The sequence below is a fragment of the Pseudomonas sp. BO3-4 genome, assembly GCF_034044115.1.
GTDB classification, from domain to species: Bacteria; Pseudomonadota; Gammaproteobacteria; order Pseudomonadales; family Pseudomonadaceae; genus Aquipseudomonas; species Aquipseudomonas alloputida.
Window position 1 is genome coordinate 1,700,838 of record NZ_CP139018.1, and the last position, 24,003, is coordinate 1,724,840.

General features: G+C 63.5%; 25 protein-coding genes. 22 read left to right on the forward strand and 3 right to left on the reverse strand.

What is annotated here, in order from left to right:
- Positions 1–8: 8 nt before the first annotated feature.
- The 13 genes from flhF (at position 9) to REH59_RS07950 (ending at position 12,122) form a co-directional block, all read left to right on the forward strand.
- Complete coding sequence (gene flhF, locus REH59_RS07890; RefSeq protein WP_003254409.1) at positions 9–1,316, forward strand: flagellar biosynthesis protein FlhF; 1,308 nt, start codon at positions 9–11, stop codon at positions 1,314–1,316.
- Positions 1,317–1,409: 93 nt separating this feature from the next.
- Complete coding sequence (fleN, locus tag REH59_RS07895; RefSeq protein WP_003254408.1) at positions 1,410–2,243, forward strand: flagellar synthesis regulator FleN; 834 nt, start codon at positions 1,410–1,412, stop codon at positions 2,241–2,243.
- Positions 2,240–2,980 (forward strand): RNA polymerase sigma factor FliA, encoded by a 741-nt coding sequence (gene fliA, locus REH59_RS07900; RefSeq protein WP_003254406.1) that lies wholly within the window; start codon positions 2,240–2,242, stop codon positions 2,978–2,980. Before fleN ends, fliA begins: the two co-directional genes overlap by 4 nt.
- A 107-nt stretch (positions 2,981–3,087) precedes the next feature.
- Positions 3,088–3,462 (forward strand): chemotaxis response regulator CheY, encoded by a 375-nt coding sequence (locus REH59_RS07905; protein ID WP_010955070.1) that lies wholly within the window; start codon positions 3,088–3,090, stop codon positions 3,460–3,462.
- Positions 3,463–3,485: 23 nt separating this feature from the next.
- On the forward strand, positions 3,486–4,274 hold the full coding sequence (locus tag REH59_RS07910) for a protein phosphatase CheZ (protein WP_003254403.1): 789 nt from the start codon (positions 3,486–3,488) through the stop codon (positions 4,272–4,274).
- Between the two features lie 12 nt (positions 4,275–4,286).
- Positions 4,287–6,536: a chemotaxis protein CheA gene (locus REH59_RS07915; protein ID WP_265536619.1), complete on the forward strand. Its 2,250-nt coding sequence runs from the start codon at positions 4,287–4,289 to the stop codon at positions 6,534–6,536.
- A gap of 46 nt (positions 6,537–6,582) precedes the next feature.
- Positions 6,583–7,695 carry a protein-glutamate methylesterase/protein-glutamine glutaminase gene (locus REH59_RS07920; RefSeq protein ID WP_003254400.1) on the forward strand — a complete coding sequence of 371 codons (1,113 nt, stop codon included), beginning with the start codon at positions 6,583–6,585 and terminating at the stop codon, positions 7,693–7,695.
- Positions 7,695–8,435 carry a flagellar motor protein gene (locus REH59_RS07925; protein WP_003254399.1) on the forward strand — a complete coding sequence of 247 codons (741 nt, stop codon included), beginning with the start codon at positions 7,695–7,697 and terminating at the stop codon, positions 8,433–8,435. The genes REH59_RS07920 and REH59_RS07925 overlap by 1 nt, the downstream gene beginning before the upstream one ends.
- 3 nt (positions 8,436–8,438) lie before the next feature.
- Positions 8,439–9,296 carry a flagellar motor protein MotD gene (gene motD / locus REH59_RS07930; protein ID WP_014755793.1) on the forward strand — a complete coding sequence of 286 codons (858 nt, stop codon included), beginning with the start codon at positions 8,439–8,441 and terminating at the stop codon, positions 9,294–9,296.
- A gap of 223 nt (positions 9,297–9,519) precedes the next feature.
- Positions 9,520–10,308: a ParA family protein gene (locus REH59_RS07935; protein WP_003254396.1), complete on the forward strand. Its 789-nt coding sequence runs from the start codon at positions 9,520–9,522 to the stop codon at positions 10,306–10,308.
- Positions 10,308–11,204: a CheW domain-containing protein gene (locus REH59_RS07940; RefSeq protein WP_019750744.1), complete on the forward strand. Its 897-nt coding sequence runs from the start codon at positions 10,308–10,310 to the stop codon at positions 11,202–11,204. Before REH59_RS07935 ends, REH59_RS07940 begins: the two co-directional genes overlap by 1 nt.
- Before the next feature lie 41 nt (positions 11,205–11,245).
- Complete coding sequence (locus tag REH59_RS07945; RefSeq protein ID WP_003254393.1) at positions 11,246–11,725, forward strand: chemotaxis protein CheW; 480 nt, start codon at positions 11,246–11,248, stop codon at positions 11,723–11,725.
- A gap of 1 nt (position 11,726) precedes the next feature.
- On the forward strand, positions 11,727–12,122 hold the full coding sequence (locus REH59_RS07950) for a DUF2802 domain-containing protein (protein WP_003254391.1): 396 nt from the start codon (positions 11,727–11,729) through the stop codon (positions 12,120–12,122).
- Between the two features lie 113 nt (positions 12,123–12,235).
- Here the strand turns inward: REH59_RS07950 and REH59_RS07955 are convergent, their stop codons facing one another.
- The 3 genes from REH59_RS07955 to REH59_RS07965 form a co-directional block, all read right to left on the reverse strand.
- A complete protein-coding gene (locus REH59_RS07955; RefSeq protein ID WP_014860175.1) occupies positions 12,236–14,947 on the reverse strand; it encodes a dermonecrotic toxin domain-containing protein in 2,712 nt (903 codons plus the stop codon).
- A 67-nt stretch (positions 14,948–15,014) separates the two neighbouring features.
- A complete protein-coding gene (locus tag REH59_RS07960; protein WP_004577455.1) occupies positions 15,015–15,353 on the reverse strand; it encodes an EscU/YscU/HrcU family type III secretion system export apparatus switch protein in 339 nt (112 codons plus the stop codon).
- Positions 15,350–16,906 (reverse strand): flagellar hook-length control protein FliK, encoded by a 1,557-nt coding sequence (locus tag REH59_RS07965; protein WP_014860174.1) that lies wholly within the window; start codon positions 16,904–16,906, stop codon positions 15,350–15,352. Before REH59_RS07965 ends, REH59_RS07960 begins: the two co-directional genes overlap by 4 nt.
- Positions 16,907–17,076: 170 nt before the next feature.
- Between REH59_RS07965 and ccmA the strand changes: the two genes are divergently transcribed.
- From ccmA to ccmI, 9 genes are read left to right on the forward strand one after another with little or no spacing between them, the layout of a single operon-like run.
- The gene (gene ccmA / locus REH59_RS07970; RefSeq protein ID WP_014860173.1) at positions 17,077–17,709 is read left to right on the forward strand and encodes a cytochrome c biogenesis heme-transporting ATPase CcmA; all 633 of its coding nucleotides are present in this window, start codon (positions 17,077–17,079) and stop codon (positions 17,707–17,709) included.
- Positions 17,706–18,374 (forward strand): heme exporter protein CcmB, encoded by a 669-nt coding sequence (gene ccmB, locus REH59_RS07975; protein WP_012051653.1) that lies wholly within the window; start codon positions 17,706–17,708, stop codon positions 18,372–18,374. The genes ccmA and ccmB overlap by 4 nt, the downstream gene beginning before the upstream one ends.
- A gap of 46 nt (positions 18,375–18,420) precedes the next feature.
- Positions 18,421–19,188: a heme ABC transporter permease gene (locus REH59_RS07980; protein ID WP_012051654.1), complete on the forward strand. Its 768-nt coding sequence runs from the start codon at positions 18,421–18,423 to the stop codon at positions 19,186–19,188.
- On the forward strand, positions 19,185–19,361 hold the full coding sequence (ccmD, locus tag REH59_RS07985; protein ID WP_003254380.1) for a heme exporter protein CcmD: 177 nt from the start codon (positions 19,185–19,187) through the stop codon (positions 19,359–19,361). The genes REH59_RS07980 and ccmD overlap by 4 nt, the downstream gene beginning before the upstream one ends.
- The gene (ccmE, locus tag REH59_RS07990) at positions 19,358–19,813 is read left to right on the forward strand and encodes a cytochrome c maturation protein CcmE (RefSeq protein ID WP_003254379.1); all 456 of its coding nucleotides are present in this window, start codon (positions 19,358–19,360) and stop codon (positions 19,811–19,813) included. The genes ccmD and ccmE overlap by 4 nt, the downstream gene beginning before the upstream one ends.
- The gene (locus REH59_RS07995) at positions 19,810–21,798 is read left to right on the forward strand and encodes a heme lyase CcmF/NrfE family subunit (protein ID WP_003254378.1); all 1,989 of its coding nucleotides are present in this window, start codon (positions 19,810–19,812) and stop codon (positions 21,796–21,798) included. The genes ccmE and REH59_RS07995 overlap by 4 nt, the downstream gene beginning before the upstream one ends.
- A complete protein-coding gene (locus REH59_RS08000; RefSeq protein WP_003254377.1) occupies positions 21,795–22,331 on the forward strand; it encodes a DsbE family thiol:disulfide interchange protein in 537 nt (178 codons plus the stop codon). Before REH59_RS07995 ends, REH59_RS08000 begins: the two co-directional genes overlap by 4 nt.
- Positions 22,328–22,804, forward strand: coding sequence for a cytochrome c-type biogenesis protein (locus REH59_RS08005; RefSeq protein ID WP_014860172.1), 477 nt, complete (start codon positions 22,328–22,330; stop codon positions 22,802–22,804). The genes REH59_RS08000 and REH59_RS08005 overlap by 4 nt, the downstream gene beginning before the upstream one ends.
- Entirely contained in the window at positions 22,797–23,993 is a 1,197-nt protein-coding gene (gene ccmI, locus REH59_RS08010; protein ID WP_014860171.1) for a c-type cytochrome biogenesis protein CcmI, read from the forward strand. Before REH59_RS08005 ends, ccmI begins: the two co-directional genes overlap by 8 nt.
- Positions 23,994–24,003: the final 10 nt, after the last annotated feature.

The window sequence follows — 24,003 nt, forward strand, 5'->3', positions numbered from 1 at the left end:
AGGGGATAATGCAAGTTAAGCGATTTTTCGCCGCCGATATGCGTCAGGCCATGAAACTGGTCCGTGACGAGCTGGGCGCCGATGCCGCAATCATTGGCAACCGCCGCATTGCCGGTGGTGTCGAGCTGACGGCCGCGCTGGACTACAAGCTGTCCGCCCTGGCCCCGCGTGTGCCCAACGCCGAGCTGGAAGAAGAGCTGCGCAAGACCCACACGCGCATTGCCACTGCCCAGGCCGAGCTGGACCAGCGTCAGGACAGCAGCGACAACAACCGCCAATTGTTCGCCGGGCAATCTTTGACCGCTGCCGAACCGTTGATCGAGCCGCACGTCGATGCCCCTGAGGCCGCCGCCGTACCGGCTGCTGCGCCGGTTGACCCGCGCCTGTTCGATGCCATGCGCTCGGAGCTGTCGGGCCTGCGCGAGCTGCTGGAAGTGCAACTCGGCTCGCTGGCCTGGAATCAGCTGCAGGGCAGCAAGCCGCAGCAGGCCAACCTTTGGCGCCGCCTGCAGCGCATCGGCCTGTCCGGGCCGATCGCCCGCGAGCTGCTGGACCTGACCGCCGAGATCGAGGAACCGCGCCAGGCCTGGCGCATGCTGCTGGCTCACTTGGCGCGGATGATCGAAGTACCTGAAATCGAGCCGATCGAAGAGGGCGGGGTGATCGCCATGGTCGGCCCGGCGGGCATGGGCAAGACCACCACCCTGGCCAAGCTGGCCGCGCGCTACGTGCTCAAGTACGGCGCGCAGAACCTGGCGCTGGTGAGCATGGACAGCTTCCGTATCGGCGCCCAGGAGCAGCTCAAGACCCTGGGCCGCATCCTCAACGTGCCGGTGACTTACGTCGACCCGGGCCAGTCGCTGGCAGCAGCGCTGGAGCCACTGCTGCGCAAGCGCGTGGTGCTGATCGATACTGCCGGCCTGCAGGCCAGCGACCCTGCGCTGCGCATGCAGCTGGAAACCTTGGCCGGGCGTGGCATTGCCGCGAAGAACTACCTGGTGCTGGCCACCACCAGCCAGAAGCAGGTGCTGACCGCCGCCTACCACAGCTACAAGCGCTGTGGCCTGGCCGGCTGCATCCTGACCAAACTCGATGAAACGGCAAGCCTTGGCGATGTGTTGAGCCTTGCCATCAGTCATGAACTGCCAGTGGCCTATCTTACCGATGGCCCACGCATTCCTGACGACCTGCACCTGCCAAGGGGCCACCAGTTGGTCACGCGGGCGGTGAATGTGCAGCAGCAGGACGAGCCCAGCGAAGAGGCCATGGCCGACATGTTCGCTGATCTCTATCACAACCCACGGCGAGCGGGTTGACCATGAAGCGTGTGCAAAGTCGCTATGCCAAGGGGCACGCAGAATTGCCCTACGTGTGGCCTGAGTCCCAGCGAGACAAGGTAAAGAACAGACATGGGTAGCATGCATCCCGTACAGGTGATCGCCGTGACCGGTGGCAAAGGTGGCGTCGGCAAGACTAACGTTTCAGTGAACTTGTCCCTGGCGCTGGCCGAGCTTGGCCGCAGGGTCATGCTGCTGGACGCCGACCTGGGCCTGGCCAATGTCGACGTGTTGCTGGGCCTTACCCCCAAACGTACCCTCGCCGATGTGATTGAAGGGCGTTGCGAGCTGCGTGACGTGATGCTGCAGGGCCCCGGCGGTGTGCGCATCGTACCGGCAGCCTCGGGCACCCAGAGCATGGTGCATCTGGCCCCGGCCCAGCATGCCGGGCTGATCCAGGCGTTCAGCGAGATCGGCGACAACCTCGATGTGTTGGTGATCGATACCGCTGCGGGTATCGGTGACTCGGTGGTCAGCTTCGTTCGCGCCGCCCAGGAAGTGCTGCTGGTGGTGTGTGATGAACCTACCTCGATTACCGACGCCTACGCGTTGATCAAGCTGCTCAATCGCGACTATGGCATGAACCGTTTCCGTGTGTTGGCCAACATGGCGCAGAGCCCGCAGGAAGGGCGCAACCTGTTTGCCAAGCTGACCAAGGTCACCGACCGCTTCCTTGACGTGGCCCTGCAGTACGTGGGTGCCGTGCCGTACGACGAGTGCGTGCGCAAGGCGGTGCAGAAGCAGCGTGCCGTCTACGAAGCCTTCCCTCGCTCCAAGTGTGCGCTGGCCTTCAAGGCGATTGCCCAGAAGGTCGACAGCTGGCCGCTGCCGGCCAATCCGCGCGGCCATCTGGAGTTCTTTGTCGAGCGCTTGGTGCAACCCACCAGCGCGGGACCCGTACTATGAACGCCAGCGGCTTCAAGATGTACAGCCGGGCGGCGAAGGACGCCCAGTACGAGCTGATCGAACGCTACGCCCCGCTGGTCAAGCGCATCGCGTACCACCTGTTGGCGCGGTTGCCGGCCAACGTGCAAGTCGAGGACCTGATCCAGGCCGGCATGATCGGCCTGCTGGAAGTGGCCAACAAATACGACGCCAGCAAGGGCGCCAGCTTTGAGACCTACGCCGGCATCCGCATCCGCGGGGCCATGCTGGACGAAGTGCGCAAAGGCGATTGGGCACCGCGTTCGGTACACCGCAACACCCGTATGGTCAGTGATGCCATGCGTGCAGTTGAGGCCAGAACAGGCCGTGACGCTAAAGATCATGAAGTTGCTGCCGAACTCCAATTGAGTCTCGATGATTACTACGGGATCTTGAACGATACCCTGGGCAGCCGCCTGTTCAGCTTCGACGACCTGTTGCAGGACGGCGAGCACGAAGGGCTGCATGAGGATGGCGCCAGTGGCCAGGTCGAACCTGCGCGCGGCCTGGAGGAGGAGCGCTTCCAGGCTGCCCTGACCGAGGCTATCGCCAACCTGCCGGAGCGTGAGCGCCTGGTGCTGGCGCTGTACTACGACGAAGAGCTGAACCTCAAGGAAATCGGTGAGGTGCTGGGTGTCAGCGAGTCGCGGGTCAGCCAGTTGCACAGCCAATGTGCCGCGCGCCTGCGCAGCCGCCTGGGGGAATGGCGGGCGCGTTGAGCCCACTGTCGTTGCAGTCGTTTTCCACGTTGTACCGAATTGAATGAGTGCGTGCTCGGTAGGCCGAGCGCGTTTGAGACTGCTTGGAGGTCTAATTGGACAAGAACATGAAAATCCTCATCGTTGACGACTTTTCGACGATGCGGCGGATCATCAAGAACCTGTTGCGTGACCTGGGTTTCACCAACACCGACGAAGCCGATGACGGCACCACGGCGTTGCCGATGCTGGAAAACGGTCACTACGACTTCCTGGTGACCGACTGGAACATGCCGGGCATGTCCGGCATCGACCTGCTGCGTAAAGTGCGTGCCAGCGACAAGCTGAAAAGCATGCCGGTCTTGATGGTGACCGCTGAAGCCAAGCGCGACCAGATCATTGAAGCGGCACAGGCCGGCGTCAATGGTTACGTGGTCAAGCCGTTCACCGCTCAGGTGCTCAAAGAGAAGATCGAGAAGATCTTCGAACGCGTCAACGGCTGAGTCACGTCAGGGGGGGGCGCGTCATGGATTCATCACAAACGTCTTTGGGCGAGTTCGAGTCGACCCTGAAGAAGCATGCTCAGGAGTTGGTCGAAAGCCTGGAGCGGGGCCGTTTCGGCGAGGCGGTGCAGTTGATTCACGAACTGAACCAGACCCGCGACCGCGGCCTGTACCAGGAAGTCGGCAAGCTGACTCGCGAGCTGCACAGTGCCATCGTCAGTTTCCAGATCGACCCCACCATGCCGCAGGCAGAAGAGGTGTCGCAAATTACCGACGCCACCGAGCGCCTGTCATATGTGGTCAAGCTGACCGAGGGCGCGGCCAACCGCACCATGGACCTGGTCGAGGAAAGCACACCGGTGCTCAATGAGCTGGCCAGCGAGGCCAAGGCCCTGAGTACCGACTGGCAGCGCTTCATGCGCCGCGAAGTGGCTGCGCCGGAATTCCGTGATCTGGTCAAGCGAGTCGACAGTTTCCTGACGCACAGCGCCGAGGGTAACCGCAAGGTTTCCGGGCACCTCAATGACATTTTGCTGGCCCAGGACTATCAGGACCTGACCGGCCAGGTGATCAAGCGCGTCACCGCACTGGTGACCGAGGTGGAAAGCAACCTGCTCAAGCTGGTGCTGATGGCCAGCCAGGTCGACCGCTTTGCCGGTATAAAACATGACCACGATCAATTGCGTGCAGAAAAAGATCGAGAAAAACATCCGACTCGGGGTGAAGGTCCGCAGATTCATGCCGATAAGCGTGAAGACGTCGTGTCCGGTCAGGACGATGTCGATGATCTGCTGTCCAGCCTTGGTTTTTAAGGAGCACGTTTGATGAGCTTCGGCGCCGATGAAGAAATCCTCCAGGATTTCCTGGTAGAAGCCGGCGAAATTCTTGAGCAATTGTCCGAGCAACTGGTCGAGCTGGAAAGCCGACCTGACGATGCCGACCTGCTCAATGCGATCTTTCGCGGTTTCCACACTGTAAAAGGGGGCGCCGGCTTCCTCCAGCTGAACGAGCTGGTGGAGTGCTGCCATATCGCCGAGAACGTGTTCGACGTCCTGCGCAAAGGTGAGCGCCGGGTCGATGCGGAACTGATGGATGTGGTGCTCGAGGCACTGGATACGGTCAACAGCATGTTTGGCCAGGTGCGCGAGCGTGCCGAAGTGACACCGGCCACCCCCGCACTGCTGGCAGCGTTGTCGCGCCTGGCCGAACCTGGCGCAGCCGAAACTGTTGCAGCGCCTGCACCGGCGCCGGTTGCCGACGTGTCGGTTGCCGCGCCGGCCGAGGCCGAGGAGCAACACCAGGACATCACTGACAGTGAATTCGAGCAGTTGCTCGATTCGCTCGATGCGATCAAGGCGCAAGCGGCGGCCGACGAGCAGATGCAGGGCGAGACTGTCAGCGGTGCGGGTGATGAAATCACCGACGCCGAGTTCGAATCGCTGCTCGACCAGTTGCACGGCAAGGGCCAGTTCAATGCCGAGGTTGCCGCGCCGCCGGTGGCCGTCAGCAGCGAAGCGGTCAGTGATGAGATCACCGACGCCGAATTCGAATCGCTGCTCGACCAGCTGCATGGCAAGGGCACCTTCCAGGCTGGCGCCTTGCCAGCCGCCCAGGCACCAGCGCCTGCCGCACCCGACAACAGTGCCGCCAGCGATGAAATCAGCGAGCACGAGTTCGAAGCCCTGCTGGACCAGTTGCACGGCAAGGGCAAGTTCGGTGGCGATGTTGCCGCTGTAGAGGCCCCGGCTGCTGTCCAGGCGCAAGCGCCGGCTGCCGCCAAGGCCGAAAGCCCGCCAGTGACCAAGCCCGCTGCCGCGCCAGCGCCAGCGCCTTCGCCGGCCAGCAAACCTGCCGCGGCGCCTCGCGCGCCGGCCCCGGCCGCTGAAAAGCATGCCGCCAGCGAAGCGGAAACCACGGTACGCGTCGATACCGCGCGCCTGGACGAGATCATGAACATGGTCGGCGAACTGGTGCTGGTGCGTAACCGTCTGGTGCGCCTGGGCCTGAACAGCGGCGACGAGGCCATGTCCAAGGCCGTGTCCAACCTTGACGTGGTCACCGCCGACCTGCAGACCGCGGTGATGAAAACCCGTATGCAGCCGATCAAGAAAGTCTTCGGCCGCTTCCCGCGCCTGGTCCGCGACCTGGCGCGCCAGTTGAAGAAAGAGATCAATCTGGAGCTGGTCGGCGAAGAGACCGACCTTGACAAGAACCTCGTAGAAGCCTTGGCCGACCCGCTGGTGCACTTGGTGCGCAATGCGGTCGACCACGGTATCGAGATGCCCGAGGAGCGTGAAACGTCTGGCAAGGCACGTACCGGCCGCGTAGTGCTGTCGGCCGAACAGGAAGGCGACCACATCCTGCTGTCGATCTCGGACGATGGCAAGGGCATGGACCCGAACATCCTGCGCGCCAAGGCCGTGGAAAAGGGCCTGATGGACAAGGACGCCGCCGAGCGCCTGAGCGAGTCGGACTGCTACAACCTGATCTTCGCACCTGGCTTCTCGACCAAGACCGAGATTTCCGATGTGTCCGGGCGTGGCGTGGGCATGGATGTGGTGAAAACCAAGATCTCCCAGCTCAACGGCTCGATCAACATTTTCTCGGCCAAGGGCCAAGGCTCCAAGATCGTCATCAAGGTGCCGCTGACCCTGGCGATCATGCCCACCCTGATGGTGATGTTGGGCAACCAGGCGTTCGCCTTCCCGCTGGTAAACGTCAACGAGATCTTCCACCTCGACCTGTCGCGCACCAACGTGGTGGACGGCCAGGAAGTGGTGATCGTGCGCGACAAGGCGCTGCCGCTGTTCTACCTCAAGCGCTGGCTGGTCCAGGGCCAGGTGCACGAAGAGCAGCACGAGGGCCACGTGGTCATTCTGTCGGTCGGCACCCAGCGCATCGGTTTTGTCGTTGACCAGCTGGTGGGCCAGGAAGAAGTGGTCATCAAGCCGCTGGGCAAGATGCTGCAAGGCACCCCGGGCATGTCCGGGGCCACCATTACCGGCGACGGTCGCATCGCGTTGATTCTCGACGTCCCGAGCATGCTCAAGCGTTACGCCGCGCGGCGTATTTGATTTCGGTGGCGCGCCCTGGCGGGTTGCGCCGCCTAATGGAGTGTTTATGGCAGTCAAGGTCCTGGTGGTGGATGATTCTGGTTTCTTCCGCCGCCGTGTCTCGGAAATCCTCTCGGCGGATCCAACGATCCAGGTAGTGGGTACCGCGACCAACGGCAAGGAAGCAATCGACCAGGCGCTGGCGCTCAAGCCCGATGTGATCACCATGGACTACGAAATGCCCATGATGGATGGCATTACCGCCGTGCGGCACATCATGCAGCGCTGCCCGACGCCCGTATTGATGTTCTCGTCGCTGACCCATGAAGGCGCCCGCGTCACCCTCGACGCGCTGGATGCCGGCGCAGTGGACTACCTGCCGAAAAACTTCGAGGACATCTCGCGCAACCCTGACAAGGTCAAGCAGTTGCTGTGCGAGAAGGTGCACACCATTTCGCGCAGCAACCGCAGGATCGGCAGCTATGCCAGAACGGCGCCGGTCGCCGCGCCAGCGCCCGCCAGCACTTTCGCCAGCCAGGCGCAGACGCGCCCGGCAGCGCCTGCCCGTGCAGCGGCCCCGACACCGGCAGCCTCGCAGTCGCCGGCACCCAAGCGCAAACCCTACAAACTGGTGGCCATCGGTACCTCCACGGGGGGGCCGGTGGCGCTGCAGCGGGTACTGACCCAGCTGCCGGCCAATTTCCCGGCGCCGATCGTGTTGATCCAGCACATGCCGGCGGCGTTCACCAAAGCGTTTGCCGAACGCCTGGACAAGCTGTGCCGCATCAGCGTCAAGGAAGCCGAAGACGGCGACATGCTGCGCCCGGGCCTTGCCCTGCTGGCCCCCGGTGGCAAGCAGATGATGATCGATGGCCGTGGCACAGTGAAGATCCTGCCCGGCGACGAGCGCCTGAACTACAAGCCGTGCGTGGACATCACCTTCGGTTCGGCGGCCAAGTCGTACGGTGACAAGGTGTTGTCGGTGGTGCTCACCGGCATGGGCGCCGATGGCCGCGAGGGCGCGCGCCTGCTCAAGCAGGGGGGCAGCACGGTGTGGGCCCAGGATGAAGCCAGCTGCGTGATTTATGGCATGCCCATGGCGATCGTCAAGGCCAACCTGGCGGATGCCGTGTACAGCCTTGACGAAATCGGCAAGCACCTGGTGGAGGCGTGCGTCTGATGGACGTCCTTAGCCTGATCGGTCTGATCCTGGCTTTCGTTGCCATCGTCGGTGGCAACTTCCTTGAAGGCGGTCATGTCGGTGCTCTGGTCAATGGCCCGGCGGCTCTGATCGTGCTGGGAGGCACCCTGGCGGCGGCGTTGTTGCAGTCGCCGCTGTCGTCGTTCAAGCGCGCCTTGCAGATTTTGCGTTGGATCCTGTTTCCTCCGCGGGTTGACCTGGCGGGCGGCATCGACCGCGTGGTGAACTGGAGCCTGACCGCTCGCAAAGAAGGCCTGCTGGGCCTGGAAGGGGTAGCGGACAGCGAGCCCGACCCCTATGCGCGCAAGGGCCTGCAACTGCTGGTGGACGGCGCCGAGCCTGAAGCGATCCGCAGCATCCTTGAGGTCGACTTCCTTACCCAGGAAGGCCGTGACATCCAGGCAGCCAAGGTATTCGAAAGCATGGGCGGCTATGCGCCGACCATCGGCATCATCGGGGCGGTCATGGGCCTTATCCATGTGATGGGCAATCTGGCCGACCCGTCGCAACTGGGCAATGGCATTGCCGTGGCCTTTGTCGCCACCATTTACGGTGTGGCCAGTGCCAACCTTGTGCTATTGCCGGTCGCCAGCAAGCTCAAGGCCATCGTCATGCGCCAGTCGCGCTACCGTGAAATGCTGCTCGAAGGCCTGCTGTCGATTGCCGAAGGTGAAAACCCGCGCTCGATCGAGCTGAAGCTGCAAGGCTTCATGGAGTAACCCATGCGTCGCCGTCGTCATACCGAGGAACACGAAAACCACGAGCGCTGGCTGGTGTCGTACGCCGACTTCATCACGTTGCTGTTCGCCTTTTTCGTGGTGATGTATTCGATTTCCTCGATCAACGAGGGCAAGTACAAGGTTATTTCCCAGGCCTTGCTCGGGGTATTCAACGACCCCGAGCGCAGCATGAAGCCGATCCCGATTGGCGATGAGCAGCCGCTGAGCGTGCGCCCGGCCGAACCGCTGGTCAAAGACAGCGAGCAGACCGAAGCGGGCCTGGCGGCGACCAATGTCGACCCGTTGAAAACCATCAGCGATGACGTGCGCGATGCCTTCGGCGACCTGATCAACAGCGACCAGATGACCGTGCGCGGCAACGAGCTGTGGATCGAGATCGAGCTCAACTCGTCGCTGCTGTTTGGCAGTGGTGACGCGATGCCCAGTGACAAGGCGTTTGCGATCATCGAGAAGGTGGCCAACATCCTCAAGCCGTTTGCCAACCCGGTGCACGTCGAAGGCTTCACCGACAACCTGCCGATCCGCACCGCGCAGTACCCCACCAACTGGGAGTTGTCCTCGGCGCGCGCGGCCAGCATCGTGCGGCTGCTGGCCATGGAGGGCGTCAACCCGGCACGCATGGCTTCGGTGGGCTACGGCGAGTACCAGCCGGTGGCCAGCAACGATACCGCCGAAGGGCGCGCACGCAACCGCCGGGTGGTGCTGGTGATTTCCCGTAACCTGGAAGTGCGCCGCAGCCTGACAGGCTCGGGCAGCGCCAATGCCACACCGGATGCCGCATTGCGCCGTGCTGGCACACAAAGTGCACCGGCAATACAAGCAACGGTAGCGAGGCCGTGATACGTCAATTCCCCGTCGCTGATACGAACACGATTTTGAATGTGCCGCCGCCCCCTGTGGCAGCGGGCATGCCCGCGAAGCCAGCGACTCGGTGAATGGCACCGGCTACGCCGGTGTTCGCGGGCTTGCCCGCTCCCACAGAGGGGCGTGCGAGCTTTGAAGTTTTGCGCATGACGGTTGTTTCTACAGTGTCCCTGCCAAATCAATAGATAGAGTTTGCTTGATGAGAGTCTGGGCAGTAGCCAATCAAAAAGGTGGTGTCGGCAAGACCACCACTACCATTGCCCTGGCCGGCCTGCTGGCCGAGGCCGGCAAGCGCGTGGTTGTCGTCGACCTCGACCCGCACGGCTCGATGACCAGCTACTTCGGGCACAACCCGGATGCCCTGGAACACAGCTGCTACGACCTGTTCCTGCACAAGGGCACGGTGCCCGAAGGCTTGCCCGGGCAACTGCTGCTGCCCACCAGCGATGAGCGCATTTCGCTGCTGCCGTCGAGTACCGCCCTGGCAGTGCTGGAGCGCCAGTCGCCAGGGCAGAATGGCCTGGGCCTGGTAATCGCCAAGAGTCTGGCGCAGCTGTGGCAGGATTTCGACTATGCCCTGATCGACAGCCCACCCTTGCTGGGTGTGCTGATGGTCAATGCCCTGGCCGCCAGCCAGCAGCTGGTGATCCCGGTACAAACCGAGTTCCTCGCCGTGAAGGGCCTGGAGCGCATGGTCGGCACCTTGGCCATGGTCAACCGTTCGCGCAAGCAGGCGCTGCCGTACCAGATCGTACCGACCCTGTTCGACCGTCGTACCCAGGCGTCGCTGGGCACCCTCAAGTTGCTGCGTGACACCTACGGGCAGCATGTGTGGCAGGGCTACATTCCGGTGGATACGCGCCTGCGTGATGCCAGTCGCAAGGGCGTCACGCCTTCGCAGTTCGACAGCAAGAGCCGTGGGTTGATCGCCTACCGGGCGCTGCTCAAGCACCTGCTCACCTACAAGACCGCAGTGCAGGTGGCCTGATGACTCAAACCCGGCAAACCAGCACCCGGCCCCAGATGGCCCTGCAATCGTACCTGGACGGCCTGCTGCAGGAGGCCACCGAGGCCGAAGACCTGAGCGAGCAGCCGGCAGTGGCGGATGAGTTCGCCGAGGCGGTGCGCGAGGAGCAGGCACGCGATGCCCGGCAGCCAGCCCGGCCTGAGCCCGCCGAAGCCGCCGCCGCCAGCTTTGCCCCGCGGCCGTTCGCCGAACCCCGTGTGGCGGTACTGCCCAGCGTGATGCCGGTGGAAGCCCCGGTGGTGACGGTGGTCGAGCAGGAGGTCGTGGCCGAAGCCAGCATCCCGGTACTGGTCGAAGAACAAACCGTGGAACCGGCTGTGCCACTGGTCGATGTGCATCTGCCGGCACCCAACCTGCCCGTGCCCCCGGCCACTGTCGACGGTCGTCCGGTGTGGGCGGCCGAGCCGTTCGAATGCCTGCTGTTCGACGTTGCCGGCCTGACCCTGGCGGTGCCGTTGGTGTGCCTGGGCTCGATCTACACCCTGGCTGGCCAGGAGCTGACGCCACTGTTCGGCCAGCCCGACTGGTTCCTCGGCATCCTGACCTGCCAGGCCGGCAACCTGAAGGTGCTGGACACTGCGCGTTGGGTAATGCCCGACCGCTACCGCGATGATTTTCGCCAGGGCCTGCAATACGTGATTTCGGTGCAGGGCTACGAATGGGGGCTGGCGGTGCATCAGGTCAGCCGCTCGCTGCGCCTGGACCCGTCGGAGATCAAGTGGCGCAGCCAGCGTGGCCAGCGCCCGTGGCTGGCCGGCACCGTAATCGAACACATGTGCGCACTGCTCGACGTCGCCGCACTGGCCGAGCTGATCGCCAGCGGTGCGGTCAAGCAGATGCACGCCAAACAGAAATGACACAGAACATACCGCCAACGGCGGATTTTGAGGGTAGGGGAATGAAAAAGTCGTCTGCACAAGGTTCCGAAGATCCGATCCTGCAGTGGGTTACCTTCCGTCTGGACAACGAGTCCTACGGCATCAATGTGATGCAGGTGCAGGAAGTCCTGCGCTACACCGAGATTGCCCCGGTGCCGGGTGCGCCGAGCTACGTGCTGGGCATCATCAACTTGCGCGGTAACGTGGTGACGGTGATCGACACGCGTCAGCGTTTTGGCCTGATGCCGACCGAAGTGACCGACAACACCCGTATCGTCATCATCGAAGCCGACAAGCAAGTGGTCGGCATTCTGGTCGACAGCGTGGCCGAAGTGGTTTACCTGCGCCAGTCCGAAATCGAGACTGCGCCGAACGTGGGTAACGAAGAGTCGGCCAAGTTCATTCAGGGCGTGTGCAACAAGAATGGCGAACTGCTGATCCTGGTCGAACTGGACAAGATGATGACCGAGGAAGAGTGGTCCGAGCTGGAGAACATCTGAGTTGATCCTAGAGGTTGCTGTCATCTTCCTGGCGCTGGCCTGGGCGCTGAGCCTGTGGTTTTTCCTCAACTACAGCAAGCGCCAGCGCGAGCTGGCAGCGCAGCAGGCCGAGGGCGATGCGCTGCGTGACCAGCGCATCAAGGACTTGGCCAAGCGTCTGGATGACTACCAGAACGGCACTGTGCGCATGGGTGAGGCCATCCATGAGCTGCGTGCGACGGTGGCTACCCTGCCAGACCGGCTGGAGCGCCTCGAGCAGCGCGACCCCAGCAACGTTACCTTTAGCCAGGCGGCCAAGCTGGTGGGGATGGGGGCGAGTGTCGATGAGTTGACCCAGAGCTGCGGCCTGACCCAGGCCGAGGCGGAGTTGATGAGCAAGGTGCATCGGGCTCCTTGACGGGGGCTGGCAGGTAGCCTCGTTAGCAGGCTCGTCACCTGGGACATCGAGCGGCGCCCATGCGTCGCTCGATCTGAAGGGCGCCGCCAGGCCCGTTCAGTTCCCCATGCATTTCAGTTGCGAACCCAGGAGTGATTGCCGCCGACGCCGGCAAAACGGTTCAGGGGCAGCAATTGCTTCAGGGCAGCATTGGCCTGTGAGGCGTCGATGAATGGGTAGGTGTTGACGCGTGGCATGATGTGCAAGTTGATGATCTGGCGCAGGGTCCGCAGCCCGGGTAGATGGCGATCGACCATCTCGGTGAGCAGCGCCGGGCCGGTGAGGTAGCTGAGCTTGTTGGCATAGCGGTAGAAATTGCCAGGGTCCTGTTCCAGGCTCGGTCGGCTGTCGTAAAAGTTTGCATGGGTCTGGTAGCGTGCGAGCATTTCATCGGAGATCGCATCCAGCACCGGGTTGCCTGGGTGGCTACCTATGAGGCTGGTGTTGTACAGGCAATTCATGCTCATTTTTTCGTTGCACATCGGCGGTGGCAGCAGCAGCCCATCGGGCGGGGTGTGCAGCTCGACCTGGTCGATCGTTTCGCCCTTGCCGTCCGGCAGCAGGAAATCGTCTACGTCCATGTACAGCCCACCCTCATGGTGCAGCATTCGGTAGCGCAGCACATCCGTCGCCGACGCGTAATTGGTGGCGATGCCACCGTTGCCATCCAGTGCTGCATCGTACTGTGCGTAATAGCGGCTCTGGCGGAAGGCCCGGAAGAAACCTTGCTCTTCAAGCGGCAATACCTGAAGCCCTGGCGCCCGGGCTGCCAATAGCCTTGCGTTCTGTTCGTAGGCGGTAGGCGAAGCCTTCGACAGAAACAGGCGCATGCTGTATTCACTGTCGCTCAGGCGCGCTGCGTTGGCGGCAAGGTTGGCCAGCAATGGCTCGCCAAGGACGTTGTTGCCGACCCAGAGGCTGGATATGAGTGTTGGGATAGGTGCGCTGTCCGGCGCCCGTGTCGGTATTTGCACCGGCAGGGGCAGGTCGACACCCAAGGCGCGCAAAGTGCGCGTGCGCATGGCGTCGGTTACCGGCCGAGGCATGTCGAGCGCCACCAGGTCACGGCTGCCGGGGACTGCCACGTAGGCTTGCGGATCGACCTCGTTGACGTCGTCCTTGAGGATGAACGCATTCCGCTCCATGTCATAGACCACCCGCGCGTTGTAGGTTTCGATGCTGCATTCCAGGTCGTCCAGTTCGCCATCGTAGTGGGGCAACCGTATCACCGCGCCGGCAACCTCCGGGTCGCCGTCATCAAGGGGGGCAATGGGCTCGTGGTTGTGGAAGTACTCCGCGCCTTCTGGCTCTGGAAGCCGCGGTGGGCTGGTCGGGCTCAACGGATAGCCGAGCTGCCCGTTGACCTCGCGCGGCATGACAAAACCATCGCTTTTGAACTCGAACAGGGCCTTGATGCCTGCTGTGCCCTCCGTTGCCAGCGGTACGGCGTTGAACAGCCCCCAGGCGATGTCGTCCACCCCATCCTGTTTGGCTTTCAGGCTGTGGCCGTTGATCACCTGATCCAGGCCCAGACCCAACTGGGCAATGCCACCGAGCGCCAGCAGTGGCGCCAGCCCCGGCACCACCAGGCACAATGGCGCTAGCAGGTTGAGCGTATTGGTGAGGTAGCCTCGCCATTTGGCTTTGGTAACCTGGCTATCGGTGGTGATGACAAAATCGGCATCGTCGTAGCTGCGCTGGCGCTGGCGCTCGGTCAGGGCTGCGAACATATCCCCGGTCAGTTTGGGGTTGTACTTGCCAGGTTTGTAGTTCACGTAGGTTCTGGGGGGCCAGACGCCATCATCGTTGAAATAACCATGTTCAGGCGGCAGCCGGTGCCGAACCGGATAGTCGCCAAGGCCCTCGAGCGCGGTGTCCAGGCCGCTGAAATCGAGGCCCTGAGGGCGGTCGGCAAGCCTGAAGTGTTGTTTGAGTGCCTCGCGTCGGGCGGGGTCCTTGCACTGATCGCCCACCCAGTCCTTGAGCAGGTTCTCGCTGGCGAATTCGAGCAAGGGCGAGCTGTTACCTGGCATGTACAGCAGGGTCAGATCGCTGTGGGGGGCATTGATGTACAGCAGGTCGGTGGCCGCATAGCCATAGATGCTCAGCGTGCTCACCCGTATCTTGAAACGCTGCGGCATCATGCCGGCGGCTTGCCATGCCAGCTCCCTGGCGGCATCACTCAGGCGCCCCTGGCTGACCTGGGCGTTGCAGGCGGCGATGAAATTGAGCTTGCTGGCCAGGCGGTGACTGTCCTGATGCTCCTGCCAGTACGTGTCGAGCATGGCTTTGAACGGCCTGTGAAAATCCAGCGCGTCTATGAAACGCTGGAAAGCTTCAGCCGGTACCTGAACGTGGGTCGAGGCATCGTAACGGGCAGGGGACGATCGCTGGAACAGGCCGTTGTACACTTCGAAGGCTGCGCCCTGATGGCCAAAGCCCAGCGCTGGCAGGCGATCGACCAGCCTCACCGGCCCTTGGGGGAAGGTGCCTGCCCAAGGGTTGGCGAACAGCGCGCCGATGAGGTTGTTATCGGACTCCCCTTGCCAGTTGCCCAGCAGCGCCTGGGTCATGCTCTGGGTCTGCTGGACCGCTGCCACATACCCTTGGTCATCCGGCCGGTAGTGCAGGGTGACCACATCGACGCGATCGGGGTCGATATGCACACCTTGCCCGGCAAGCCACTGCCGGATCAAGCGATTGGCTTCGCGGTCCGGGCGTGGGATGTTGGCCAGATGGTCTACTACGAACTGCACGCCCTTGGCGTTGATTCTGCTGTCGATCATGACGGTCACCTTGTACGTGGGAGGCCGACAAGGTTGGGCGCATGGTGGGGGAGGGGGTGGTAGATAGTTACTGGCCAGTGCCGGGCAGCGGGGGCAATGGTGGGGTGATATCGCGTTCTGTCGGGCGCGGATCATCGAAGCCGGCGGGTACCTTGCCGCGCAGTTGCCAGGCGAAGGCGATGATTTCGGCAATGGTCAGGTACAGCGCTTCGGGTATTTGATCGCCCAGCTCCAGCCGCGCCAGCAGGCGCACCAGCTCGGCGTTTTCGTAGATCGGCACTTCGTGTTCGCGGGCGAGCGCAAGGATGGCCTCGGCCAGGTCCTCGTCGCCCTTGGCGGTGAGGGTCGGTGCCTGATGGCCGTCGTAGTTCAGCGCTATGGCTTGGCGTGGTGTCGTATCGTTCATGCGGTTTCGTCCACCCAGCGTTGTTCCATCCGTGTGCGTGGCCCCTGCGGCGGGATGCCCGGGTGGCACTCCAGGTCGCCGACTTCCAGGCCCCGGGCCACCAGGCGCGCGCGCAGCGCGCCAAGCTGGGCGTCGATCAACCGCGCGGTCTGCTCGCGCTCCGCCCATAGCTGCCCGCTCAGGCGGCCCTCGCTCAGTTGCGCCTGCACTTGCAGGGGGCCGAGCGGGGACAAGTCGAAGGCCAGCTCGATGCGCCACAGGGCTTGCCGAGGGTTTTGGGCTTCATGTTGGCGGTCGGCCTGTTGTTGTGGGGTTTCTTCGCGCTGCAGTTTGACTTGCAGCGGGATGAAGTCCTGGCCGTGACGGATGGGCACTTCGGTTTGCCAGGTGGTCTGCAGGTTGCCGTTTTCCAGCGTGCCGGTTTGTTGCAGGCTGCTCATGGCGTGGCTCTGCAAACGTGAAATGGCAGCGGCAGCCAGGCGCAGCAGCTGTTGCAGGTCGCCTTCCTCTTCCAGGGCCTTGAGCAGGCGCGACGGTAATGGGAACGCGCCCGGCTGCGGCTTGGGGCTGACCCGCTCGAGCATGCCCAGCGCGCTGCGCGCCAGTATCGGCATGGTCAGGGCCAGGCTGGCGGGGCTCAGAGTGGTGGCCCCTGCCGGGAGGGCAGGGGCCTGGGCCATCAGCCGCAGTAAATGTGCTTTGAGGTCGGTGTCGACGCTGGCGGTGGACCCATTCAGCAGCTTCGCTTCGAGAAAGCTGCCGCTGTTGTTCAGGGCCTGGGCCACTGCCTTGGCGTCGCCCAGTTGTCGGGCGTCCGGCAGGCCGGCCAGCAGGCGTTCGGCGCTGGCGCGCAGCTCGCCATCGACGCCTGAGTCGCGGGTGAGCTGTTGCAGGGTGTTGAGCAGGCCGGGCAGCGAGGCTTGACGGTTTTGCTGTGTCAGCAGCTGTTGGGCAATGCTGAGTTGGTCCTGCCTGCCGCTGAGCGGCACGAAGCGCAATGACTGATCACCCTGCACCAGGGCGCTGAGCAGGCTGCCAATGGCCAGCGGGCGCGGGCTGTCGATGCTCAGCGTGGCACCGGCCTGGGTGCTGTTGAGCAAGCTGACCAGCGCCCGGTACACGGCCGGTTGGCCGGGTGCCTGGGCCAGCGGCTGGTTGGTCAGGACCTTGCCTTGCAGCAAGGTGCCGACCGGCACCTTGCTGGTGTCCAGCTGGGTGAGGGTGGCGACCTGGCTGGCGCTGGCCTGTTGCAACATGATCGCCAGGCGATTGCTTTCGGTCTGGCTGACGGTGATCTGGCTGCCTTGGGGCAGCGGCTGGCTGGCGTTGGCCTGTAATTGGGTCTGCACGCCGTTGGCCTGCATCAGCCTTAGCACCAGCTGAAAGTCCTGGCCCGCCTGGCGCAACGATAAAACCTCGGCTTGCGCGGTTTCGCCGGGGGCCAGCAGCCCGGGCTGCGCCTGGATAAGGCGCAGCAGTTCGCCGGTCGTGCCCGCCTTCATGGCTTGGCTGTTGATCGCGGTTTGTGCGCCGAGACTATTGATTTCAGTCATGATTGTATACAACCTGTCGAGCCCGGCCTCTTGGCAGCGCGGCGGCGCGTGTAATAATGCCGAGCGCCCGTGGTTGCCAGTATAACGGCAGCGCGCGGGGCGACTTGAGACACAAGGGTTCTGGAGCGGTGTTGGCTGCTTCAAAGCCCTACTGAAGATAAGGCGAAACCGTGACCCTTCACCTCCAAGCCGCGGGCCTGGCCTGCGAGCGCGACTGGCGCCTGCTGTTCGAACAGCTCGATTTCGAGCTGGGCGCCGGTGACATGCTGCAGATCAGTGGCCCCAACGGCAGTGGCAAGACCAGCCTGTTGCGCCTGTTGGCCGGGCTGATGCAGCCGACGGCCGGGCAGATTCTGCTGGGTGGCAAGCCACTGGCAGAGCAGCGTCATGCCCTGGCCAGCGCCCTGCTGTGGATTGGCCACGCCGCCGGCATCAAGGACTTGCTCACTGCCGAGGAGAATCTCACCTGGCTGTGCGCCTTGCACCATCCGGCCAGCCGCGAGGCGATCTGGGCGGCGCTGGAGGCTGTCGGCCTGCGCGGTTTCGAAGACGTCCCCTGCCATACCCTGTCGGCCGGCCAGCAGCGCCGCGTGGCGCTGGCTCGGTTGCACCTGGCTTGCCCGCCGCTATGGATTCTCGACGAGCCGTTCACCGCGCTCGACAAGCAAGGCGTGGCGCAGCTTGAAGCGCACCTGGCAGCCCACTGCGAGCAGGGCGGCACGGTGGTGCTGACGACTCACCACACACTGGAACGCAAGCCCTCCGGTTACCGAGAACTGAACCTGGGGCAATGGGCTGCATGAGCGTATTCATTTTGTTACTGCGCCGCGAAGCGCGCCTGCTGTTCCGTCGCCCGGCCGAACTGGCCAACCCGTTGGTGTTCTTCGCCATTGTCGTGGCCATGTTCCCGCTGGCGGTCGGCCCGGAAAGCCAATTGTTGCAAACCTTGTCGCCGGGCCTGGTCTGGGTGGCAGCGTTGCTGGCCGTGTTGTTGTCGCTGGACGGCCTGTTCCGCAGCGATTTCGAAGACGGCTCGCTGGAGCAATGGGTGCTGTCGCCGCACCCACTGGCACTGCTGGTGCTGGCCAAGGTGCTGGCGCACTGGATCTTTTCCGGGCTGGCGCTGGTATTGTTGGCGCCACTGCTGGCACTGATGCTGGGGCTGCCAAGCCATTGCCTGCCGGTGCTGCTCGGTTCGCTGCTGCTGGGTACGCCGGTATTGAGCTTGCTGGGCGCGGTAGGTGCGGCACTGACAGTCGGCCTTAAACGCGGAGGTTTGTTACTGGCGTTGCTGATTCTGCCGTTGTATATCCCTGTATTGATCCTGGGCAGTGGTGCGTTGCAAGCGGCGTTGCAAAATATGCCGGCAACCGGCCATCTGCTCTGGCTCGCCAGCCTGACGGCCCTGGCCGTTACCCTGGCACCCTTTGCGATAGCGGCCGGCCTGAAGATCAGCGTCGGCGAATAACGAGTCCCGGGCTCTCAAGCCCGGCAAATACCCTGGATGTACCCTGATGAAAATAAGCTGGACGTGGTTCCACAAGCTGGGCTCCCCGAAATGGTTCTATGCCATCAGCGGCCGCATGCTGCCGTGGCTGGCCGGTGCTGCCGTGCTCCTGCTGCTGGTCGGCATCACCTGGGGCCTGGCCTTCGCCCCCCAGGACTACCAGCAGGGCAACAGCTTCCGCATCATCTATATCCATGTGCCGGCGGCGATGCTGGCGCAGTCCTGCTATGTGTTGCTGGCGGTGGCCGGGGTGGTGGGGCTGGTGTGGAAGATGAAACTGGCCGACGTCGCCCTGCAATGTGCCGCGCCCATTGGCGCCTGGATGACCGCCGTGGCCCTGGTTACCGGCGCCATCTGGGGCAAGCCGACCTGGGGCAGCTGGTGGGTGTGGGATGCCCGCCTTACGTCCATGCTCATCCTGCTGTTCCTGTACTTCGGCATTATTGCGCTGGGCCAGGCGATCAGTAATCGTGACAGTGCAGCCAAGGCCTGTGCGGTGCTTGCGATTGTCGGTGTGGTGAATATCCCGATCATCAAGTATTCAGTGGAGTGGTGGAACACCCTGCACCAGGGCGCCACCTTCACCCTTACCGAAAAGCCGGCGATGCCGGCCGAAATGTGGCTGCCGCTGTTGTGCACGGCGCTGGGTTTCTACTGTTTCTTCGGCGCCGTACTGCTGCTGCGTATGCGCCTTGAAGTGCTCAAGCGCGAAGCACGCGCCAGTTGGGTCAGGGACGAAGTATTGAACAGCCTGGGGCGGAGGGCCACACAATGAGCTTTGCCACCTTCGGTGACTTTCTCGCCATGGGCCACCATGGCCTGTACGTGTGGTCGGCCTATGGCATCTGCCTGGCGGTGCTGGCGCTGAATGTCGGTGCGCCACTGCTGGCTCGTCGTCGCTATTTGCAAGAAGAGGCGCGCCGTTTGCGCCGGGAGAACAACCAGTGAATCCGCAGCGCAAGAAACGCCTGTTGCTCATCGTCGGCCTGCTGGTCGGCGTCGGGGTTGCCGTCGGCTTTGCCTTGAGCGCATTGCAGCAGAACATCAACCTGTTCTATACGCCGACCCAGATCGCCAACGGCGAAGCCCCGCTGGACACGCGCATCCGCGCCGGCGGCATGGTGGAGAAAGGCTCGGTGCAGCGCTCGGCCGACTCGCTGGACGTGCGTTTCGTGGTAACCGACTTCAACAAGTCGGTACCCATCACCTACCGCGGCATCCTCCCCGACCTGTTCCGCGAAGGGCAGGGCATCGTCGCCCTTGGCAAGCTCAATGCCGACGGTGTGGTGGTGGCCGATGAAGTGCTGGCCAAGCACGACGAGAAATACATGCCGCCCGAAGTCACCAAGGCCCTGAAGGAAAGCGGCCAGGCCGCTGCCGGCGGGGAGACGAAGCCATGAACGCAGCACTGGTAGTCCCCGAACTGGGCCAGTTGGCGATGATTCTGGCCATCTGCTTTGCCGTCGTGCAGGCCAGTGTGCCGTTGCTTGGCGCGTGGCGTGGCGACAGCCTGTGGATGAGCCTGGCGCGGCCGGCAGCGTGGGGGCAGTTCGCCTTCCTGGCGTTTGCCTTTGCCTGCCTGACCCATGCCTTCATGACAGACAATTTCTCGGTCGCCTATGTGGCCAGCAACTCCAACAGCGCCTTGCCCTGGTACTACAAGTTCAGTGCGGTGTGGGGCGCCCATGAGGGTTCGTTGCTGCTTTGGGCGCTGATCCTCGGCGGCTGGACCTTTGCCGTGTCGGTGTTCTCCCGGCAGTTGCCGCAGGTGATGCTGGCCCGCGTGCTGGCGGTAATGGGCATGATCAGCGTGGGCTTCCTGAGCTTCCTGATCATTACTTCCAACCCGTTCCAGCGCCTGCTGCCGCAGGTGCCGACCGATGGCCGTGACCTCAACCCGCTGCTGCAGGACTTTGGCCTGATCGTTCACCCACCCATGCTCTACATGGGCTATGTGGGCTTCTCAGTGGCCTTCGCGTTCGCCATTGCCGCCTTGCTCGGCGGCCGGCTGGACGCTGCCTGGGCGCGCTGGTCGCGGCCGTGGACCATCGTCGCCTGGGCTTTCCTGGGTGTTGGCATCACCTTGGGGTCATGGTGGGCCTACTACGAACTGGGCTGGGGTGGCTGGTGGTTCTGGGACCCGGTGGAAAACGCCTCGTTCATGCCTTGGCTGGTGGGCACCGCACTGATCCACTCGCTGGCGGTGACCGAGAAACGCGGGGTATTCAAGAGCTGGACGGTGCTGCTGGCAATTGCCGCATTCTCGCTGAGCCTGCTGGGTACCTTCCTGGTGCGTTCCGGGGTGCTGACCTCGGTGCACGCGTTTGCCGCCGACCCGTCGCGGGGTATTTTCATCCTGTTTTTCCTGCTGTTCGTGGTCGGCGGGTCGCTCACCCTGTTCGCCCTGCGCGCACCGGTGGTCAAGAGCCAGGTCGGTTTCGCCCTGTGGTCGCGTGAAACGCTGCTGCTGGCCAACAACCTGGTGCTGGTGGTCGCGGCGTCGATGATTCTGCTCGGTACCCTGTACCCATTGGTGCTCGATGCCCTGACCGGGGCCAAGCTGTCGGTCGGTCCGCCCTATTTCGACGCCTTGTTCCTGCCACTGATGGCGCTGCTGATGGTGGTGCTGAGCGTGGGCGTGGTGGTGCGCTGGAAGGACACCCCGGGCAAATGGTTGGTCAGCATGATGACCCCGGTATTGATCGGCAGTGCCATCCTTGCCCCGGTTGCCGGCTTTATCGTCGACGACTTCGACTGGCCGACGCTGACGGCCTTCGCCCTGGCCGCCTGGGTAGTGCTTGGCGGGCTGCGTGACATTTTCGACAAGACCCGCCACAAGGGCCTGGTCAAAGGCCTGCCGGGCCTGGGCCGCAGCTACTGGGGCATGCAACTGGCGCACCTGGGCCTGGCGGTGTGTGCGCTGGGCGTGGTGCTGTCCAGCAACAACAGCGCCGAGCGCGACCTGCGCATGGCGCCGGGCGAAAGCGTGGAGCTGGGTGGCTATCACTTCCTGTTCCAGGGCGCCAAGCACTTCGAGGGGCCGAACTTCATCTCTGACAAGGGCACCATCGTGGTCAGCCGCGATGGCCGTGAAGTGACCACACTGTACCCGGAGAAGCGCCTGTACACCGTGCAACAGTCGATGATGACCGAAGCGGGCATCGACGCCGGCTTTACCCGCGACCTGTACGTCGCGCTTGGCGAGCCACTGGAGAATGGCGCCTGGGCTGTGCGCGTACATATTAAGCCTTACGTCCGCTGGATCTGGCTGGGCGGTCTGCTGACCGGCCTGGGCGGGTTGCTGGCGGCCCTCGACCGGCGCTACCGCGTCAAGGTCAAGACCCGGGTGCGTGATGTCCTGGGCGTGTCTGGAGCAGCTGCATGAAGCGTTGGATCATGGTAGTGCCCCTTGCAGTGTTCCTGCTGGTGGCGGTCTTCCTCTACAAGGGGCTTTTCCTCAAGCCCGACGAGCTGCCTTCGGCAATGATCGGCAAACCGTTCCCGGTATTTTCCCTGGCGTCGACACAGGGGGACCGCACCCTGACTCAGGCCGACTTGCAGGGGCGCCCGGCACTGGTCAACGTGTGGGCCACCTGGTGCCCGTCGTGCAAGGTCGAGCACCCGTACCTGAACCAGCTGGCACAGCAGGGGGTGGTGATCCATGGGGTCAACTACAAGGATGACAACGCCGCCGCGCAGAAGTGGTTGGCCGAGTTCCACAACCCCTATCAGCTGGATATTCGTGACGAACAGGGCAGCCTGGGCCTGGACCTTGGGGTGTATGGGGCGCCGGAAACCTTCCTGATCGATGCCAAGGGCATCATCCGCTACAAGCACGTCGGCATCGTCGATGCCACGGTCTGGCGTGAACAGCTGGCGCCGTTGTACCAGGGCCTGATTGACGAGGCCAAGCCATGAGGCGTTGGCTGGCAGCTGCGGTGCTGGGCATGAGCCTGGCCGGTGTGGCCAAGGCGGCTATCGACACCTACCAGTTTCGCGACGAGGCAGAGCGCGAGCGTTACCAAGAGTTGACCAAGGAACTGCGCTGCCCCAAGTGTCAGAACCAGGATATTGCCGACTCCAACGCGCCGATTGCTGCCGACCTGCGCCGAGAAATCTTCCGCATGCTTGGCGAAGGCCAGAGCAACCAGCAGATCATCGACTTCATGGTCGACCGCTATGGCGACTTCGTGCGCTACAAGCCGGCGCTCAGCGGGCGTACCTGGCTGCTGTGGTTTGGCCCGGGGATCTTGCTGGCCGGTGGCTTCGTGGTGCTGGCGGTGATCGTACGCCGGCGCCGTGCTACGGCCGTGCAGGGCGCCGATGAGTTGTCTGCCGAAGAACGCGAGCGTCTCGCCAAACTGCTGGAAAAAGAACAGACCCATGATTGAATTCTGGCTTAGCGCGGGCCTTCTGCTGCTCGCTGCCCTCAGCTTTTTGCTGCTCCCGATCCTGCGTGGCCGCCGTCGCCAGCAGGAAGAAGACCGCACGGCCTTGAACGTGGCCCTTTACCAGGAACGTGTCGCCGAACTGGCGGCCCAACAAGCCGCCGGTGTGCTCGATGAGGCGCAGATGGCCAAGGGCCGGGACGAGGCTGCCCGCGAGCTGCTGGCCGATACCGAAGGCGCCGAGGCCCCGCGCCAGGGGCATTTGGGCAAGGCCCTGCCGCTGCTGGCTGCGGTACTGGTACCGCTGATGGCGCTGGGGCTGTACCTGCATTTTGGGGCGGCCGACAAGGTGGCGCTGACCCAGGAGTTTGCCGAGGCTCCCAAGTCGATGGAAGAAATGACCACGCGCCTTGAACGCGTGGTGCAGGCCCAGCCGGATTCGGCCGAGGCCATGTATTTCCTTGGCCGGGCCTACATGGCCGAGCAGCGCCCGGCCGATGCCGCGCGTACGTTCGAACGGGCCGTGGCCTTGGCTGGTCGTCAGCCCGAGCTGCTGGGGCAGTGGGCGCAGTCGCTGTACTTTGCCGCCAACAAGCAGTGGAGCCCGCAATTGCAGGCGCTGACTGACGAAGCGCTGAAGGCGGACCCCAACGAGGTGACCAGCCTGGGCCTGCGCGGTATTGCCGCGTTTGAAGGCGAGCGCTATCAGGAAGCCATCGACTACTGGAAGCGCTTGCTGGCGCAGTTGCCAGAAGGTGATGCATCGCGAGGGGCCCTGCAGGGGGGGATCGACCGCGCCGCCGAGCGCTTGGGTGGCGCGCCAGTGCAGGCTACCGAGCCTGCACCTGTGGCGGCTCGCCTGAAAGTGCGGGTGGAACTGGCGGCTGCCTTGAAGGACAAGGTTCAGCCGGACGACACGGTGTTTATCTTCGCTCGCGCCAGCAATGGCCCGCCGATGCCGCTGGCGGCCAAGCGGGTGACCGTGGCGCAGTTGCCGATCGAGGTGGAGTTGTCTGATGCAGATGCGATGATGCCGCAGATGAAACTGTCGCAGTATGCCGAAGTCCAACTGGTTGCACGTGTTTCACGCGCGGGTCAGCCTACCCAGGGTGAGTGGATTGGCCAGGGGGCGCCGTTGTCTAGCGCCACCCAGGCTACCCAGCGCCTGACCATCGACACTCCAGACCAGTAAGAGAGCAATG